This window comes from Ensifer oleiphilus, from assembly GCF_013371465.1.
GTDB classification, from domain to species: Bacteria; Pseudomonadota; Alphaproteobacteria; order Rhizobiales; family Rhizobiaceae; genus Ensifer; species Ensifer oleiphilus.
In genome coordinates, this window is sequence record NZ_JABWDU010000003.1 from 615216 (window position 1) to 632458 (window position 17243).

The window sequence follows — 17243 nt, forward strand, 5'->3', positions numbered from 1 at the left end:
TCACCTCGCCTGCTTCTTGAGGGACAGGGTACCGATCGCCAACAGCACCGGCACCCCGATCAGCATCGGCACGAAAGCGCCCGCGAGATCGCCGAAACCGAGCGCCTTGGAGAAGGTGCCGCGGGCGATCGTCATGAAATGCGTCGTCGGGTAGATCTGGCCGATGAAGGCGCCTGCCCCTTCGAGCGAGGAGACCGGATCGATCATGCCGGAATACTGGATGGCCGGTATGAGCGTCAGGATCGCCGTGCCGAAGATCGCGGCGATCTGGCTGGACATGAAGGTGGAGATGACAAGCCCCATTGCCGTTGCCGCCGAGACATAGATCAGTCCGGCGACCGTCCAGGTGAGCAGACTGCCGGTAAAAGGCACCCGGAAGACGAAGATCGCGAACGCAGTCAAAAGCGCGAAATTGAGCATCGCCAAAGCGATATAGGGGATCTGCTTGCCGACCAGGAACTCCAGCCGCGTCACGGGCGAAACGTAAAGGTTGACGATCGAACCCAGCTCCTTCTCACGCACGACGCTGAGCGCCGACAACATCGCCGGGATCAACATGAGCAATAGCGGGATCACCGCCGGCACCATGGCGACGATGCTCTTGACGTCGGGATTGTAGCGGAAGCGCGTTTCGATCGTGAAGGCGCCGGCCGTTGCCGCATCGCCATAGCGTTCGCGGATCTTGCCGGTCAGCCAGTGGGCGTGCAATCCCTGCACATAGCCCTTGACCGTTTCGGCGCGGCTGGCCATCGCGCCATCGATCCAGGCGGCAATTTCGACCGTGTCGCCACGCGCCGCGCGCCTGGCAAAACCCGGCGGGATCTCGATCGCGAGGCTCAACTCGCCGTTGCGCATGCGCCGGTCGAGATCGGCATAGTCGGTGATCGGATCCTTCTCGATGAAGTAGCGCGAGCCGGCGATCTCGAGGATGTATTCACGGCTGGTGGTCGTCTGGTCATGGTCGAGCACCGCGAAGGTCAGGTCCTCGACGTCCATGTTGATGCCATAGCCGATGACGAACATCAGGATGACCGTGCCGATGGTGGCGAGCGTCGCGCGGATGGGATCGCGAACCAGTTCCAGCGCCTCGCGCCGGGTGTAGCTGAACATGCGGCCGATATCGAAAAAGCTTGACGTGGACGACGGCTTCCTTTCGACCTCAGGCGCGATTGCCGGCTTCGACGGAGCGTGCGTCCTGACCACTGCAGGCGCCGCCTGCTTCGCGCCGGCAATCGCCTCTTCGAGATAGGCAATGAAGGCTTCCTCCAGCGTCGATGCCGAACGGCTCTTCATGATGCCCAAGGGCGTATCGCTGACCAGCACCTTGCCCGCATGCATCAATGACATGCGATCGCAGCGCATGGCCTCGTTCATGAAATGCGTGGAGATGAAGATCGTCACCTGCTCGTTGCGCGAGAGGTCGACAAGGATCTGCCAGAAACTGTCGCGCGCCACGGGATCGACGCCCGATGTCGGCTCGTCCAGGATCAGGATATCGGGCGAATGGATCAGGGCGACGGCCAGCGACAACCGCTGGCGCACCCCGAGCGGCAAGGCGTCCGGCAGGGCCTCCATCACGCCGGAGAGGTCAAAGCGCCTTGCCAGCTCTTCGATACGACCAGGAATGGTGTCAGCCGCCATGCCGAAGAGCTTGGCGTGCAGTTTAAGGTTCTGCAGGACCGTGAGCTCGGTATAAAGCGAGAAGGCCTGCGACATGTAGCCGACGCGGTGGCGCACTTCCATGTCGCGCGGATCGACCTCGCGCCCAAAGAGTTTGGCCGTGCCTTCGCTGGCGGCAAGCAGGCCCGTCAGCATCTTCATCGTGGTTGTCTTGCCGCAACCGTTGGAGCCGAGGAAGCCGAAGATCTCGCCCCGGCCAATGCGGAAACTGACATTGTCGACCGCGACGAAATCGCCGAAGCGCATGGTGAGATTGTTGGCCTCGATGGCGATGACGGCGCCCACCCCTTCCGGGCGCGGCGGAATGACGACGTCGTGATGCTCGCGCCTCAGTTCCTCGGGAAGAAGCGCGATGAAGGCAGCATCAAGCGTGTCGACGCCGGTCTTTTGTAGCAGTTCGTCGGGCGTGCCGGTCGCCAGCACCCGGCCGGCATCCATTGCCACCAGCCAGTCGAAGCGGGCAGCCTCTTCCATATAGGCGGTGGCCACGACGACGCTCATGCCTGGCCGCTCGGTACGGATCTCGTCGATCAATTCCCAGAACTGCCGGCGCGACAAGGGATCGACGCCGGTTGTCGGCTCGTCGAGGATCAGGAGATCGGGATCGTGGATCAGCGCGCAGCAGAGCCCGAGCTTCTGCTTCATACCGCCGGAAAGCTTACCCGCGGGACGGTCGGCGAACGGAGCAAGGCCGGTGCTTTGAAGCAGGCTGGCGATCCGCCGTTCGCGCTCCTCGCGATCATGGCCGAACAGTCGGCCGAAAAAGTCGACATTCTCGAACACGGAGAGCGTCGGATAAAGGTTCTTGCCGAGGCCCTGCGGCATATAGGCAATGCGCGGGCAGGTCCGGCGCCGGTGGCCGGCATCGGCGATATCGCCGCCGAGCACCTCGACCCGTCCGCCCTGCACGGCGCGCGCGCCGGCAACGAGAGACAGCAGGCTCGATTTTCCCACCCCGTCCGGCCCGATCAGGCCGGCCATGCAGCCGGAGGGGATGTCGAGCGTTACGTCGTCAAGGGCCTTGGTCTTTCCGTAGGAAAGCGTCACGGCGTTCAGGCGAACCACGGGATCCCCCGGTGGCAAGCCGGTCCGGTCGGGATCTGCCATCATTGCCCCAGCGTGCCGGTCTGGCTCGCGGGCCACACGGCATTCGGATCGACCTTGACGTAGGCCACGCCCGGAAGCCCCGTCTTCACCATGCGGATGTACTTCTTCAGCAGTTCCTTCGGAATCTGCGCCTTGATGCGGAACGTCAGCTTCTGCCGCTCTTCGGCTGTCTCGACCGTCTTCGGCGTGAACTGGGCGACATCGGCGACATAGGAGACCTTGGCGGGAATGATGTATTGAGGTGCTGCGTCCAGCACCAGCCGGACCTCGCTGCCGATCGACAACAGGCCGGCCTGATCCGTCGGCAGGAAGAATGTCATGTAGACATCGCCGAGATCGACGAGGTTGAGCACCCGGCCGCCGGCGGCCAACACTTCGCCGGGCTGGACGACGCGATACTGAATGCGGCCGTCGCGAGGCGAGACGAGCGTGCTGTCATTGATATCGGCGACGATGCTTTCGACCGATGCCTTGGCGGCCTCTACCGAGGCTTGCGCATCGATAACCTGGGATTTCGCCGAATTGATCGCGGCATCCGAGGCGGCAAGCGAGGCCTCGGCGGCGCTGGCTGCAGCTCTCGCACCCTCGGCCGTGGCCCGGTCGTCATCGAGCACCTGCTGCGAAACCGTGCTCGTCTTGACCAGTTGTTCGGAGCGGGCGAGGCGCCGCTCGGCAGCGTCCAGTTGTGCCCGGCGTTGTGCCAGCACGGCCTCGGCTGCCGCCTTTTCCGCCTCGCGCTGGGTCACGAGATTCTTGGCCGCCTCGACGCCGATGATGGCCCGTTGCTGCTGCGCTTCGGCCTGGCGCTTATGTGCTTCCAGTTGCACGGTGTCCATCTGGGCAAGCACCTGCCCTGCGGTGACGAAGTCCCCCTCGTCCACCATGATCTCTCTGATTCTGCCCGGCGTTTTGGTCGAGATATCGATTTCGACGGCCTCGATGCGTCCGTTACCGCTGGCAATCCCGGCGGGCAGCGCGTTGCGATCGAGGTTCTGCCAGGCGTAGTAGCCGCCGGCCAGGGCCACAACGATCAGGCCGACCACGAGCCAATTCTTCCGGGCTTTTTCCATTTCAGCGTCTCACCTTCCAATGCACATCACGACAATAGCCCGCGACGACCCGAACTCAACCGGAAATAGGCCGGCGTGGCAAACCGTCACCGCGCGTAAACGGATCGCCAAGAGAAGCCCGAGGGATCGGGACCCTGCATTGACTCATGTCAATTCGGGAGACGGGCGGAACAGATTTTGACAAAAGACGAGCAAAAAAATCAAAAGTAAAATGCAGTTATTGACATATGTCGATTGGCATGTGATTTTTGTCGAAACGATAGCGGCGAATTCGCCATCGCAGCGTGGGAGGACACCATGCAACCGCTTTTGAAGGTTGAAGGGCTGAAGAAATCATTTGGGGGCGTCGCCGCCTTGCGCGACGGCCGCCTCGAGCTTCAGGCCGGCTCCGTTCACGCGCTTTGCGGCGGCAACGGCGCCGGGAAATCGACGTTTCTCTCCATCCTGATGGGCATCCAGCAGCGCGATGGCGGCACGATCTGGCGGCGCGGGAGGCAAGTCCACTACAGCAACCCCGCCGAAGCGCTCGCCTCCGGCATCGCCATCATCGAGCAGGAACTGAGCCCCGTCCCGCACATGACGGTGGCGGAAAACATCTATCTCGGACGCGAACCTTCAGGTCGTTTCGGCGGCATCGACTTCAAGAAGATGAACCGCGACGCCCAGCAGCTGCTCGATCGGTTGGAATTCGGCATCCGCGCCACCCAGACGATGATGACCCTTTCGGTCGCGCAGATGCAGCTGGTCGAAATCGCCAAGGCTTTCAGCCACGAAGCCGAAGTCATCTTCATGGACGAACCGACATCGGCGATCGGCGAGAAGGAAGCGCAGCACCTGTTTGCTGCCGTTGCACGCCTCAAGGCCGAGGGAAAAGGCGTCGTCTATGTCTCGCACCGGCTGTCGGAAATCTTCCAGATCGCTGACAGCTATACCGTGTTTCGCGACGGCGGCTATGTCGGCAGCGGCCTTCTCGCTGACATCGATCGCCCCGGACTGATCAAGATGATCGTCGGACGCGAACTCGGCGAGGAATACATCAAGACCAACGACCCGACCGACGAGATCGGCCTGGAGGTCTCGGGCCTGACACTGCCCGGCAAGATCGAGGACATCTCGTTTTCAGTGCGCAAGGGCGAAATCTTCGGCATCTACGGCCTGATGGGCTCCGGCCGCACCGAAATCTTCAACTGCCTGTTCGGCCTCGACCGCCCGTCGCACGGCAGCATCCGGCTTGAAGGCGAACAGATCACGGTAGCGAAGCCCGCAGACGCGATGGCAAACGGCATCGCCTTCGTCACCGAAGACAGGAAAGTGAGCGGCCTCAACCTGGCCGACAGCGTTCGCGGCAACATCTGCCTTGCAAGCCTTCCCGAGATGAGCCCGCGCTTCGTCATGAAGGGCCGGGACGAGGCTGCGGCCAGCGCCGAAATGATTGCCCGCTTCGGCATCAAGGCCGCACGCGACACGATGCCGGTTTCGGGCCTTTCCGGCGGAAACCAGCAGAAGGTCGTGCTCGGCAAATGGTTCCTGCGTCAGCCGAGGTTGCTTCTGCTCGACGAGCCGACACGCGGCGTAGACGTCGGCGCCAAGCGCGAGATCTACCGCATCATCTGCGACTTCACCGCGGCCGGCGGCACCGTCGTCATGATTTCCTCCGAGATCGACGAGGTGCTGGGCATGTCCGATCGCATCCTCGTCATGCGCCAGGGAAAATCCGCCGGCATCCACGACCGCCGGGCGACGGACGCTCAGTCGCTCGTCCATCTATCGACCTGAACCACCCGCGAGATCGACGCCAAAAGCGCTTGTCCGACATCAAAGGGGCCTGAGAACCGTGTCCAACATCGAAAACAATTCCTCCAGAAGCTGGTTCAGCGCCGAAAACCGCGGCACGTTGGTCCAGGAATACGGCATCTTTCTCGCCTTCCTGCTGCTGGCTGTCATCCTGTCGTTCTCCAACGAGTACTTCCTGACGCCGGGCAACATCTCCAACGTGCTCCTGCAGACGTCGATCAACGGCGTGCTCGCCATCGGCATGACCTTCGTCATCCTGACGCGCGGCATCGACCTTTCCGTCGGTTCGGTGGTCGCCCTTGCCGGCATGGTCAGCGCCAGCTTCGCGACCACTTCGGCAACGGCCGGGGTCGCTGGCGCGCCCTACCCCTTCTTCGTCGCACTTGCGATTGGCATTCTCGTCGGCGTCGCCTGCGGCATCATCGTCGGCTTTATCGTCTCGCGCTTCGCAGTTCCTGCTTTCGTCGCCACGCTCGGCATGCTGTCTGCCGCCCGCGGCATGACGCTGATCTATGGCGGCGGCAAGCCGGTGCCGGCCCTGACGCCTGAATTCCGCTGGATCGGAACCGGCAATATCCTCGGCATCCCGATGCCTGTCATCCTGCTCGGGATCGTCTTTCTCGCCTCCTGGTGGATCCTGACCCGCACTCGCTTCGGCCGCTACATCTACGCCGTCGGCGGCAACCCGCATGCGGCCAAGACCTCCGGCATCAACGTCACTCGCATCCGCTTCCTCGTCTATGTCATCTCCGGCGGCCTGTCGGGCCTTGCGGGCATGATGCTCTCGGCGAGAACGGGTTCCGCCCTGCCGCAGGCCGGCATCGCCTATGAACTCGACGCGATCGCCGCGGTCGTGATCGGCGGCACCAGCCTTTCGGGCGGCGTCGGCCGCGTGACGGGAACGCTGATCGGCGCGCTCATCATCGGCGTGATGAACAACGGCCTCGATCTGATGGGCATCCAATCCTACTACCAGCAGGTCCTCAAAGGCGCGCTGATCGTCGGCGCCGTGATGCTCGACCAGAAACGCAATCAGGGCCTCTGAGCCCACAAGAGATTGGCCGCAGAGCGGCGGTCATGAACCAATCCGTGCGCCATGAAGGTCGCGGAAACCACAATAAGGAGGAGTAGCATGAAGAAACTCGTGATCGCCCTGGCTTCCGCCACGGCCCTCTTCGCGTCGTCAGCCGTCGCGCAGGAGAAGCTCAAGATCGGTGCAGCGCCCTACGGCCTCAACGCAGAATTCATGCAGATCTGGTCGGCGGCCCTTGAAGAGCACCCCGCCGTCAAGAGCGGCGAAGTCGAACTGACCGTATTCGACGGCCGCTACGACGCACTGGTCCAGCAGGAGCAGTTCAACACGATGATCACGCAGAAGTTCAATGCGATCATCTTCGTGCCGATCGACATCGAGGCTGGCGCGACCGCCGTGCAGGCTGCCCATGACGCCGGCATCCCGGTCGTCGGCTCCAACACCCGCGTCAACTCCGACCTGTTGACCGCCTATGTCGGCTCCGACGACACCGTGTCGGGCTACATGGAAGCCAAGACCGTGCTCGACAAGATCGGCTGCAAGGGCAATGTCGTCATCATCGAAGGCCCGATCGGCCAGTCAGCGCAGATCTCGCGCCTGGAAGGCAACAAGAAAGCGCTTGCCGAATGCCCTGACGTCAAGGTTCTAGAGCAGCAGACCGCCAACTGGTCGCGTGCCGAGGCCCAGACCCTGATGGAAAACTGGCTGACTGCTCATTCCGGCCAGATCAACGGCGTGATCGGCCAGAACGACGAGATGGCACTCGGCGCGATCGAAGCGATCAAGTCGGCCGGCCTCAAGGTCGACGATTTCGCCATTGCCGGCATCGACGGCGTGACCGATGCTCTGACGGCCGTCAAGGAAGGCACGATGACCTCGATCCTGCAGGATGCCCGTGCCCAGGCACAGGGCGCGCTCGACCTCGCGATCTTCCAGGCGAAGAAGGGTGACTACAAGCCGCAGTCGGACATCTGGGCACAGTATCCCGACATGCCGTTCAACGACGGCAAGGACAAGGAATACAACGTTCCGTGGACCCCGGTCACGACCGAGAACGTCGATAAGCTGCTCGAAGCCCGCAAGTAACGCCAAATCAAGTGGGGCGGCCTGTCCGCCCCGCTTTCCAACCGCCGAGGGAAAAACGACATGACCGAGACCGCACCCCAGATCGACCTCAATTTCCCGCTGACCGGCAAGGTTGCCCTCGTCACCGGCGGCGCTTCCGGCATCGGCGCGGCGGTTGCCAGCGCGTTCGCCGCCAAAGGCGCGAAAGTGGCCGTGCTCGACATCAACGAGGACATCGCGCGCGCCAAAGCCGAGGCTCTGGGCGGTGACGCGAAACCCTTCGTCTGCGACGTTTCGGACGCGGCCTCGGTCAATGCAGCGGTCGCCGGCGTGGTCGCCGCTTTCGGCGGTATCGACATCGCCGTCAACAGTGCCGGCGTCGTGTTCCTGGCGCCTGCCGAAGAGCTGTCGCTCGACCATTGGGACAAGACCATCGCCATCAACCTGAAGGGCAGCTTCCTCGTCACCCAGGCCGTCGGCCGGGCGATGATCGCTGCCGGCAAGGGCGGCAAGATCATCAACCTCGCCTCGCAGGCCGGCACAGTCGCGATCGAAGACCATGTTGCCTATTGCGCATCGAAATTCGGCGTCATCGGCATGTCGAAGACCTTTGCGGCCGAGTGGGGCAAACACGGCATCGCCGTCAACACCATCTCACCGACCATCGTCCTGACCGAACTCGGCAAGAAGGCCTGGAGCGGCGAAAAGGGCGAGGCTGCCAAGAAACGTATCCCGGCCGGCCGTTTCGCCTATCCGGAAGAGATCGCGGCTGCCGCCGTGTTCTTGTCGTCGGCGGGAGCCGACATGATCAACGGCGCCGATCTGCTGATCGACGGCGGCTACACCATTCTCTGACGAAGCACGACCCCATCTACAGGAGCTACCATGCAAAGGTTCATCAACAATCCCGACGAGGTGGTCGAGGATACCGTCAAGGGCTTCGTCAAGGCTCACTCGGACATCGTGCGTCTGGCTGACAACCCGCGCGTGGTCGTCGCCAAGGGCGCGCCGGTCGCCGGCAAGGTCGGTGTCGTCACCGGCGGCGGCTCCGGCCACGAGCCGGCCTTCATCGGCTACACCGGCCGCAACATGCTCGACGCCGTCGCCGTGGGCGAGCTGTTCTCGTCGCCAACCGCCAAGAGCTTCCACGATGCGATCCGCGAAGCCAATGGCGGCAAGGGTGTCGTCTGCCTCTATGGCAACTATGCCGGCGACAACATGAACGTGAAGATGGCAATCAAACTTGCGGCCAAGGACGGCATTGAGGTGCTGACCGTCGTTGCCAATGACGACGTCTGCTCGGCACCGCCCGAGGAGCGCGAGAAGCGCCGCGGCGTGGCCGGCGAGATCTTCATGTGGAAGATCGGCGGCGCCAAGGCGGCCGAAGGCGCAAGCCTCGAAGAGGTGCGTGCGACCGCACAGAAGGCGATCGACAATTGCCGTTCGATCGGCGTCGGCCTTGGACCCTGCACGCTTCCGGCCGTCGGCCATCCGAATTTCCAGATCGAGCCCGGCACGATGGAAGTCGGCATCGGTCACCACGGCGAACCGGGTGTGCGCGTCGAGGCGCTGAAGACCGCCGACGAAGTCGCCAAGGACATGTGCCAGATCGTGCTCGACGATCACAATCTCGCGTCCGGTACCGAAGTTGCAGTGCTGGTGTCCGGCCTCGGCGCCACGCCGCTCAACGAACTCTATATTCTGAACGACACGATCGAGAAGGAAATCACCGGCCGCGGTCTCAGCATCTACCGGACCTATATCGGCAACTACTTCACTTCGCTGGAAATGGTCGGCGCGACGCTGACCGTGCTGGCGCTCGACGACGAACTCAAGGCGCTCCTCGACGTCGAGGTTCGCTGCACCACCATCCTGTGACGAAAGAGGCGCATCATGCAGACGTTTAGCAACGCCAGTTCCGGCGCGATCGTGCTGTCGCTCGCAGAGCGCATCATCGAGAACCGCGCATACTTGAGCGAAATCGACGGCAAGATCGGCGACGGCGACCACGGCGTCAACATGGCCAAGGGTTTTGGCATGGCGGCCGATCGGCTGAAGGACAAGGACACCACCCTGTCCGAGGCGCTGGACACGCTCGGCACCGTGCTGATGACCGAGATCGGCGGCTCCATGGGCCCACTCTACGGGGTGATGTTCACCGAGTTTGCCGAGAAGCTCGACGGCGTTCCTGCCATCGATGCGGCGACCTACAGCACCATGTTGCATGCCGGTCTTGAGGGCATCCAGTCGATCGGCTCGGCCAAGGTCGGCGACAAGACGCTGATCGATACGCTCGTTCCGGCGGTGGAAGCCTTTGACGGCGCAACGGCGAACGGAAAATCGTTCGACGAGGCGCTCGACGCTCTGGTTGTCGCAGCCGAGGCGGGGCGCGATTCGACCCGCGATCTCGTTGCCAAGATTGGCCGCGCCAGCCGGCTCGGCGAGCGCTCGCTCGGCGTGCTTGACGCGGGTGCGACGTCCTGCGCGATCATCCTGAAGGAGCTTTCACTCGGCGCCCGCGCGCGACTGGCGTAATCGATGACAACGGCGTAGGCGCGGAAGCATGCCTTTGCCGAAAAATTTCGCCTCCCAAGGCCGTGCGCGATCCCGCTGAAAACGGCGGGATCGCGCACGGCGACAGCAGGATATTCAGCTGGCGGCACCCGTCGGCGCCCTTCTCAAAATGGGCCGCATACCAATTCGCCTGTATAAACTCGGCACTTCTGACGGCCTGGCCAAAGTCGAAGTGCTGCAAGGTTGCAAAAGCACGACGTTGCTTCCATGTTCACCAGCCAAAACAGGGAACGAACGCAACCAGATGACATCGAAGACATCCTCACCACGCAAGGGCGGTGCGAGTAGGAGCGGCGCGACCGATACGTCGGACGTCATCCCCTTGCGCTATGGTGACGATCCCTATGTCTGGGCCTGCTGGCTCTACTACGAAGATGGAATGACCCAGGGCGAGATCGCCGATGCCATGGGCGTCTCCCGCGCGACCGTCAACAGCTACCTCGCCGATGCCCGCGAGAAGGGCATCGTCAACATCTCTCTTGAGCCGGCCCGACTCGCGTCACTGACGATCGCCCAGGAACTGAAGCGCCATTTCGGCCTTGCCGACTGTCTCGTCGTTCCGAGTGACGACAATGCCCGGCCGCTCATCGACAGCCTCGGCGTCGCCGGTGCAATGGCGTTGCAGAAGCTGATGAAATCCGGCGACACTCTGGCTGTCTCCTGGGGGCGCACCGTGATGTCGGTGGGCGAGCACGCGGATGTGCAGGCGCTGCAGGACGCAACCGTGGTGCAGGCGACCGGCGGCACGACGGCGGCGTTCTCCTATACACCGGATCTCTGCGCCGCTTCGATCGCCCGCGCGATTGGCGCACGCTGCGTCGGCATAACCGCACCGGCGATCGTCAAGTCGGGCGAATTGCGGCAGATGCTGCTCGACGAACCGCTGCTGCAGGAACAATTCGCCACGCTTGCGCAGGCCAACCGCATCCTTTTCGGCATATCGTCTCTGCGCCCCAACTCCACCATCCATACCAGCGGCTTCTTCGACACCGTGTCTTTGCAGGATTATCTTGCCGCCGGTGCCGTCGGCGTCGTTGCCGGGCGCTTCATCGACGAGCGTGGACGCCCCGTCGCGGGACCGCTCGACGACAGGACGGTCGGCATTTCGCTCGACATGCTGCGCCGGATCGGCACGCGCATTGCGGTTGCTGGCGGCTTCGACAAGGTGCCGGCGCTGCTTGCAGCACTGCGCGGCGGCTACGCCAATGTGCTGATCACCGACGCCGCCACCGGCCACGGCATCCTCAGGGCCGATGGCGTCACCGGCCTCGACACCCGGATTTCGCAGCGGCCGAAGCTTGCCCAGACGCCCAGCTCCTACCGCGCCCACGTCAAGAAATTCCTCAACAATCCCAACGAAGTGGTCGAGGAAATGCTCGACGGCGTCGTCAGGGCGCACCGCGACTACATCGAACCGATCAACGGTTCGCATCGCGCGCTTGTCGCCAAATCGGGGCCACGCCCGGGCAAGGTCGGCCTGGTCATCGGTGGCGGCACCGGTCACGAACCCTGCTTCCTCGGCTATGTCGGCAAGGGCCTCGCCGACGCGGTTGCCGTCGGCAACATCTTCTCGTCACCGCCGCCGGACCCGATCGTCCAGTGCGCCGTCGCCGCATCCGGTGGCGAGGGCGTGCTCTTCGTCTACGGCAACTATGCCGGCGACGTGATGAACTTCGAGATGGCGGCCGAGATCGCCGAGGAAAAGGGCATCGCGGTCCGCACGGTGCTGACCACGGACGATATCGCCTCCTCGCCGATCGAGGATCGCGAGGGACGGCGCGGCGTCGCCGGCAATTTCTTCATCTTCAAGATCGCCGGTGCTGCCTGCGATCGGGGCCTTTCGCTTGACGCCTGCGAGGCCGTCACCAGAAAAGCGAACGTGCGAACCTACACCGTCGGCGTTGCGCTTGAGCCCTGCTCGATGCCGCAGACGCGGCGGCACAATTTCGAGATCGGCCCCGACGATATGGAAATCGGCATGGGCATCCACGGCGAGCCCGGCGTGACCCGCGAGCGCATCAAGCCGGCCGACGACATCACCGATGCGATCATGGACAACATTTTCAAGGAGATGAAGCCAACGGCGGGCGACCGCGTCGCCGTGCTCGTCAATTCGTTCGGCGCGACGCCGCTGATGGAGCTCTACATCCTCTACCGGCGCGTGGCGCAACGTCTTGCCGCCAAGAACATAGAGATTGAAGCCAACTGGATCGGCCATTATTGCACGTCTCTCGACATGGTGGGCGCGTCGATCTCGATCCTCCATCTCGACCAGGAACTGACCGATCTGCTGCACCACCCTTGCGAAACGGCTTTCCTGCGTATCAATTAGCATTCCGTCAGGGATCCATGATCAAGCATGGGGACCGGGCGTTCTGGGAGGACAGTGATGTCGGAAAATGCGGCGCGCCGCTTGGTCAGCATGTTTCAGGCGATTTCCGATGCCGTGGAAGCCGAGAAGGATCATCTGTCGGAGCTTGATGGCGCCATCGGCGATGCCGATCACGGCACCACCATGTCGCTCGGCTTTCTGGCGGTGAAGGTTGAACTGGCAAAACTCGACCTGGATCAGGCGCAGATATCCGACGTCATGGCGACGGCGGCGGGCGCCTTTCTCAATGCCGTCGGCGCTTCGACCGGCCCGCTCTATGCCACCGCCTTTCGCCGTGCTGGGCAGGCCGTTGCCGGCAAGGCTGAACTCGACCTTGCCACTTGCGCTGCCATCATCGATGCCATGGGTTCCGGAATGCGCGAGCGCGGCAAGGGGCAGCGCGGCGACAAGACGATGCTCGACGCCTGGCTGCCGGCAGCCGACGCCGCAGCAGCGGCGCTTGCCGACAACAAGGGTGCGGACGGATTCTGGCGCGACGTCGTCGCCTCGGCGGAGGCCGGCGCCAACGCGACGCGCTCGATGATCGCCACCAAGGGACGCGCCGCACGGGTGCGCGAGCGCTCGCTTGGGCATGTCGATCCGGGAGCGGCTTCGTCCGTGGTGATCCTGCGCGCCATGGCATCCTCGCTCAACAAAGCCGCCTGACGAGCGGTCGAACCAAGGCCCACCCGCGTCACGCGCACGTGATGCCGCTGTTTGGACAAAATTTACCATCACATGCCAAGGCTGGTGTGCACCGGAGATGCAGGCGCGTTCAAGTTTTTTTGAACCGCCGCGAGACGAAAGCCAGCGGCAAGCGCTTGCAGCTAAAGCCGCTAGAGGTTTTATGGTCCGGTCGCCATTTCAAGGAGCCCGCATGCGGCGCATAACGAAACGCCTTCTTTCCCTCTCGCCCGTGAACGCCGGCGATATGCTGGGCAAGACGAAGCCCGCCCGGCGCGCTGCCATGGCCGCGACGATCGCCATCGCCCTTTCCGGCTGCATGTCGGCCTTTGACGACGTTCGCGCGCCGCCGCCCATCCCGGCGAAGCTGATCGGCGCCATGGCCAAGAACGGCAGCAAGCCGGAAAGCCCGGTGCTCGTTCGCATCTTCAAGCAGGAAAGCGAGCTAGAGATCTGGAAACAGAACAAGTCCGGCCAGTATGCGCTGTTGAAGACCTATCCGATGTGCCGCTGGTCGGGAAAGCTCGGACCGAAGACCAAGGCGGGCGACCGCCAGGCGCCGGAAGGGTTTTACCATGTGTCCGCCCGCATGCTGAACCCGAAGTCGCAATTCTACCTGTCGTTCAATCTCGGCTACCCCAACCGGCTCGAGTCTGCGCTCGGCTATACCGGCGAGGCGCTGATGGTGCATGGCGCCTGCTCCTCATCCGGCTGCTACGCGCTGACGGACCAGGGGGTCGGCGAGATCTACGCCGTCGTCCAGCGCGCGTTGGCCGGCGGCCAGGGGCAGTTCCAGGTCCAGGCCTACCCGTTCCGTATGACGGCTGCGAACATGGCCAAGCACAGCAGCGACCCGAACTTCACATTCTGGAAAAACATCAAACAGGGCTACGACATCTTCGAGGCGACGAAACGCCAGCCGAAGGTTTCGGTCTGCGGCGGCCGCTACGTTTTCAATACCGAGTTTGCCGATGGCGAACCGACCGACCCGCTTGCCGCCTGCCCAGCGGCCACCGCAACGCCGGATGCCGGGCTAATGGCAAGGCTGCAGACGGAAGACGCCAAGATCGCAGGATTGGTTGCCAATCAGACGCCCGCCCCGCTGAACGCCTATGTCGACGGCGGCATGCACCCGAGCTTCCGTGCGCTTCTCGAGAAAAACGGCGCCGAGAAGCTGGCCACGAAGATCTCGGCGACTAAATACCCTATCAGCCGACCGGATGCGGCGCTGGCAGATCCCTATGCCGGCCTGTGATCAGTGGCGGCGGGAGATGAACGACAGCAATACGTCATTCGCCCGGTGGTCATCGAACACAGGTAATTGAGGTTTCCCATGCGCCAAAGTGACGTCTGTCGCCGATCCTTCCTCAAGCTTTCTGCCGGCATGGCGGCGCTCGGATTGGCGGGGTGCGGCTCGACGCGCGAGCGGGTTTCGCAGCAATACGCTCCCGAGCCGCAACCGGTGCCGGCCGCCAATACGTTTCTTGCCGAGATGTACGGCGAACGGCCGGCGGAACTCTATCCCCTTCCCGCGATCCCCTACGAGAAGATCAACCCTCGCTATTACAGGCAGATGGTTCCCGATCCGACCGGCGAGCGGCCGGGCACCCTTGTCGTCGATGTCGGCAACCATTTCCTTTACCGTGTCTACGAGAACGGCCAGGCGATGCGCTACGGCGTCGGCTTGGGCCGGGCCGGCTTCGCCTGGGCCGGTCGCGGTGTCATCCAGTACAAGCGGCCATGGCCGCGCTGGAAGCCGCCGAACGAAATGGTCGCCCGCCAGCCGGAGCTGCAACAGTACAGCATCGAGGCCGGCGGCATGGAGCCGGGGTTGAAAAATCCGCTCGGCGCCCGCGCCATGTACATCTTCCAGAATGGCGAGGACACGCTTTACCGCATCCACGGCTCTCCGGAATGGTGGACCATCGGCCAGTCGGTATCGTCAGGCTGCGTGCGGATGATCAACCAGGACGTCGTCGATCTCTATGACCGCGTGCCGAACGGCACGCCGATCGTGGTGACGGATCTGTCGGCCGGCGGCATGGCGGCGCAACAGGTGGAGCCGCTGCCGCAGAACAATCTCCTGCCCGGCGAAGGCGGCATCCCCGGCGCACCCGCGCCGATCTATTAAGGCGGCCCATGCCGACGTGGGAGCAGTACGCGCTCCCACTGTCGAGAACTGACTTCAGATGACCAGCAGCGGCGTCTTTCCGCGGACGCGGTTGTAGAGATCGATCGCATCCTGCTGCAGCATGCGGACGCAGCCGGCAGACGCGTTCTTGCCGATCGAGCGCCACTGCGGCGAACCGTGGATGCGATAGAGCGTATCCTGGCCGTCCTGGAAGATATACATCGCCCGCGCACCCAGAGGATTGCTGAGGCCCGGATCCATGCCGCCGGCCTCGATGCCGTATTTTTTCAGGTGCGGCTGGCGCGCGACCATATCGTCCGGCACCGTCCAACGCGGCCACTTGCGCTTCCAGTGCACAACCGCCCTGCCCTTCCAGGCGCGTCCCTGTGCGCCGAGGCCGACGCCGTAGCGGATCGCCTTGCCGCCGGGCAGCACCCAGTAGAGGAACATCTTCTGCGTGTCGACGACGATCGAATAGGCCGGCTCGTCGGTCGCGTAGGCAACCTCCTGCCGCAGGAATTCCGGCTTGATCGCACCGTATTCAACCGCCGGAACATCATAGCTCTCGTCCTTAACCGGACCGTAGATCTTGGCGTAGTCGAGCTTCGGCGCAGGTTCGTCTTTGCGCTCAGGCTCGATCGGAGCCTTCTCCGGCGGGGTGATGACGTTCTTGTTGGCCTTGTCGGCGGCATTTGCCTCGAGACCGGGCTTCGGGACCTGGGTGCAGGCGCTCAAAATGGAGCTTGCGACCACTGCGAGCAGCGATCGGCGGGATATTTGAAAAGACACTGTTTTATTCCGGGGTTGGGGACATGCGCGGAGAGAGGTGTGCTGTTGGTCCCATTCGTGACCGAAATGTGGTCAAATCCGATCTCTTTGGTGGATGGTCCTCGCCTGTGGTTCACAGCCACAGCAGTGTTGCAAAATTCACTCGGTCGGGGCGCGTGCGGCCAACCTTACTGACCGCGCGGGCGCAGCCATCGCAAGGTGCGTTAGACAGGCGCGTTAGGTGGCTGCGTCTTTCCGCAGCACGCTTTCTGCTTCTCCCGAGCTCATCTCGAACACTTTTCTGCCGATCTCGAAACTGAAGCCGTTGCGGGCAAACGCTGATTGCTCCTTGGCTTTTCGCTTGTCGTCGAGGACGCCGCGACGGAAAGGACCGAAACCGCGCTTGCGGGCAAAGACGACGGCCGCATAGAGATCGTCGGTCGCCTCGAGAGCGACGGCTGCCGTTTCCCGGTCTATGCCTTTTACCGAGAGTTTCTGGGCAATCGCGCGTTTGGATTTTCCACTGCGCACCGCCGATTGGGTGCTGACCTGCGCATAGTCGGCATCGTTCAGGGCGTTCAGATCATAGGCGAACTTAACCGCGAAGTCGGCCACGGCCTTCAACTGCTCCTGGCTGATATCCTCGAACTTCTGTCGCGCCTTCCGGGTGATGGCGTCGAACAATTGCTTCTCGGTCATCATCTGGCGCTCGAGGCGATAGACCGCCGAGTTGCGCGCCCAGGACAGCATGCGCGCCGTTGGCGTGTCAGAAGGCGGCGTATCGGAAGAGGGATTGTCGTCTTGCGGGTCGATTGATGTCACGGGGCAGGAGGGCTCGTTTGCAATGCGCCTGTTGGCTGAAGAGTCGCGCGTTGGCATAACCGCTAACATGCAGCGTCGGCAGTCGCCAGCGATGGGATCGACTGTCGTGCCGCCAGATCGACAATTTCGCAACCGGAAACCGCA

The 17243-nt window shown here is 63.1% G+C and carries 14 protein-coding genes; 10 read left to right on the forward strand and 4 right to left on the reverse strand.

What is annotated here, in order from left to right:
- Together rbbA and HT585_RS15410 are read right to left on the reverse strand one after the other, a co-directional pair.
- Complete coding sequence (gene rbbA, locus HT585_RS15405; RefSeq protein ID WP_176353756.1) at nucleotides 1–2787, reverse strand: ribosome-associated ATPase/putative transporter RbbA; 2787 nt, start codon at nucleotides 2785–2787, stop codon at nucleotides 1–3.
- Nucleotides 2787–3857, reverse strand: coding sequence for an HlyD family secretion protein (locus HT585_RS15410; RefSeq protein WP_176353757.1), 1071 nt, complete (start codon nucleotides 3855–3857; stop codon nucleotides 2787–2789). Before HT585_RS15410 ends, rbbA begins: the two co-directional genes overlap by 1 nt.
- Nucleotides 3858–4154: 297 nt before the next feature.
- Here HT585_RS15410 and HT585_RS15415 point away from each other — a divergent pair, with 297 nt between their 5' ends.
- From HT585_RS15415 to HT585_RS15460, 10 genes are all read left to right on the forward strand, one after another.
- On the forward strand, nucleotides 4155–5633 hold the full coding sequence (locus tag HT585_RS15415; protein ID WP_176353758.1) for a sugar ABC transporter ATP-binding protein: 1479 nt from the start codon (nucleotides 4155–4157) through the stop codon (nucleotides 5631–5633).
- Nucleotides 5634–5691: 58 nt separating this feature from the next.
- Nucleotides 5692–6696 carry an ABC transporter permease subunit gene (locus HT585_RS15420; RefSeq protein WP_176353759.1) on the forward strand — a complete coding sequence of 335 codons (1005 nt, stop codon included), beginning with the start codon at nucleotides 5692–5694 and terminating at the stop codon, nucleotides 6694–6696.
- 87 nt (nucleotides 6697–6783) lie between these two features.
- Nucleotides 6784–7770: a substrate-binding domain-containing protein gene (locus HT585_RS15425; RefSeq protein WP_025429352.1), complete on the forward strand. Its 987-nt coding sequence runs from the start codon at nucleotides 6784–6786 to the stop codon at nucleotides 7768–7770.
- Between the two features lie 60 nt (nucleotides 7771–7830).
- Nucleotides 7831–8604, forward strand: coding sequence for an SDR family oxidoreductase (locus HT585_RS15430; protein WP_176353760.1), 774 nt, complete (start codon nucleotides 7831–7833; stop codon nucleotides 8602–8604).
- A gap of 30 nt (nucleotides 8605–8634) precedes the next feature.
- A complete protein-coding gene (locus tag HT585_RS15435; protein ID WP_176353761.1) occupies nucleotides 8635–9627 on the forward strand; it encodes a dihydroxyacetone kinase subunit DhaK in 993 nt (330 codons plus the stop codon).
- Between the two features lie 15 nt (nucleotides 9628–9642).
- Nucleotides 9643–10284, forward strand: coding sequence for a dihydroxyacetone kinase subunit DhaL (dhaL, locus tag HT585_RS15440; protein WP_176353762.1), 642 nt, complete (start codon nucleotides 9643–9645; stop codon nucleotides 10282–10284).
- A 283-nt stretch (nucleotides 10285–10567) separates the two neighbouring features.
- Nucleotides 10568–12655, forward strand: a complete 2088-nt coding sequence (locus HT585_RS15445; protein ID WP_176353763.1) for a bifunctional sugar-binding transcriptional regulator/dihydroxyacetone kinase subunit DhaK — start codon at nucleotides 10568–10570, stop codon at nucleotides 12653–12655.
- Nucleotides 12656–12712: 57 nt separating this feature from the next.
- Nucleotides 12713–13360 (forward strand): dihydroxyacetone kinase subunit DhaL, encoded by a 648-nt coding sequence (gene dhaL / locus HT585_RS15450; RefSeq protein WP_176353764.1) that lies wholly within the window; start codon nucleotides 12713–12715, stop codon nucleotides 13358–13360.
- Nucleotides 13361–13625: 265 nt separating this feature from the next.
- Entirely contained in the window at nucleotides 13626–14633 is a 1008-nt protein-coding gene (locus HT585_RS15455; RefSeq protein WP_425513760.1) for a L,D-transpeptidase family protein, read from the forward strand.
- A 78-nt stretch (nucleotides 14634–14711) separates the two neighbouring features.
- Nucleotides 14712–15509: a L,D-transpeptidase gene (locus tag HT585_RS15460; protein WP_176353765.1), complete on the forward strand. Its 798-nt coding sequence runs from the start codon at nucleotides 14712–14714 to the stop codon at nucleotides 15507–15509.
- Between the two features lie 54 nt (nucleotides 15510–15563).
- Here HT585_RS15460 and HT585_RS15465 read toward each other — a convergent pair whose 3' ends face one another.
- Together HT585_RS15465 and recX are read right to left on the reverse strand one after the other, a co-directional pair.
- Entirely contained in the window at nucleotides 15564–16298 is a 735-nt protein-coding gene (locus HT585_RS15465) for a L,D-transpeptidase family protein (RefSeq protein WP_176353766.1), read from the reverse strand.
- A 216-nt stretch (nucleotides 16299–16514) separates the two neighbouring features.
- Nucleotides 16515–17099 carry a recombination regulator RecX gene (recX, locus tag HT585_RS15470; protein ID WP_343213993.1) on the reverse strand — a complete coding sequence of 195 codons (585 nt, stop codon included), beginning with the start codon at nucleotides 17097–17099 and terminating at the stop codon, nucleotides 16515–16517.
- Nucleotides 17100–17243: the final 144 nt, after the last annotated feature.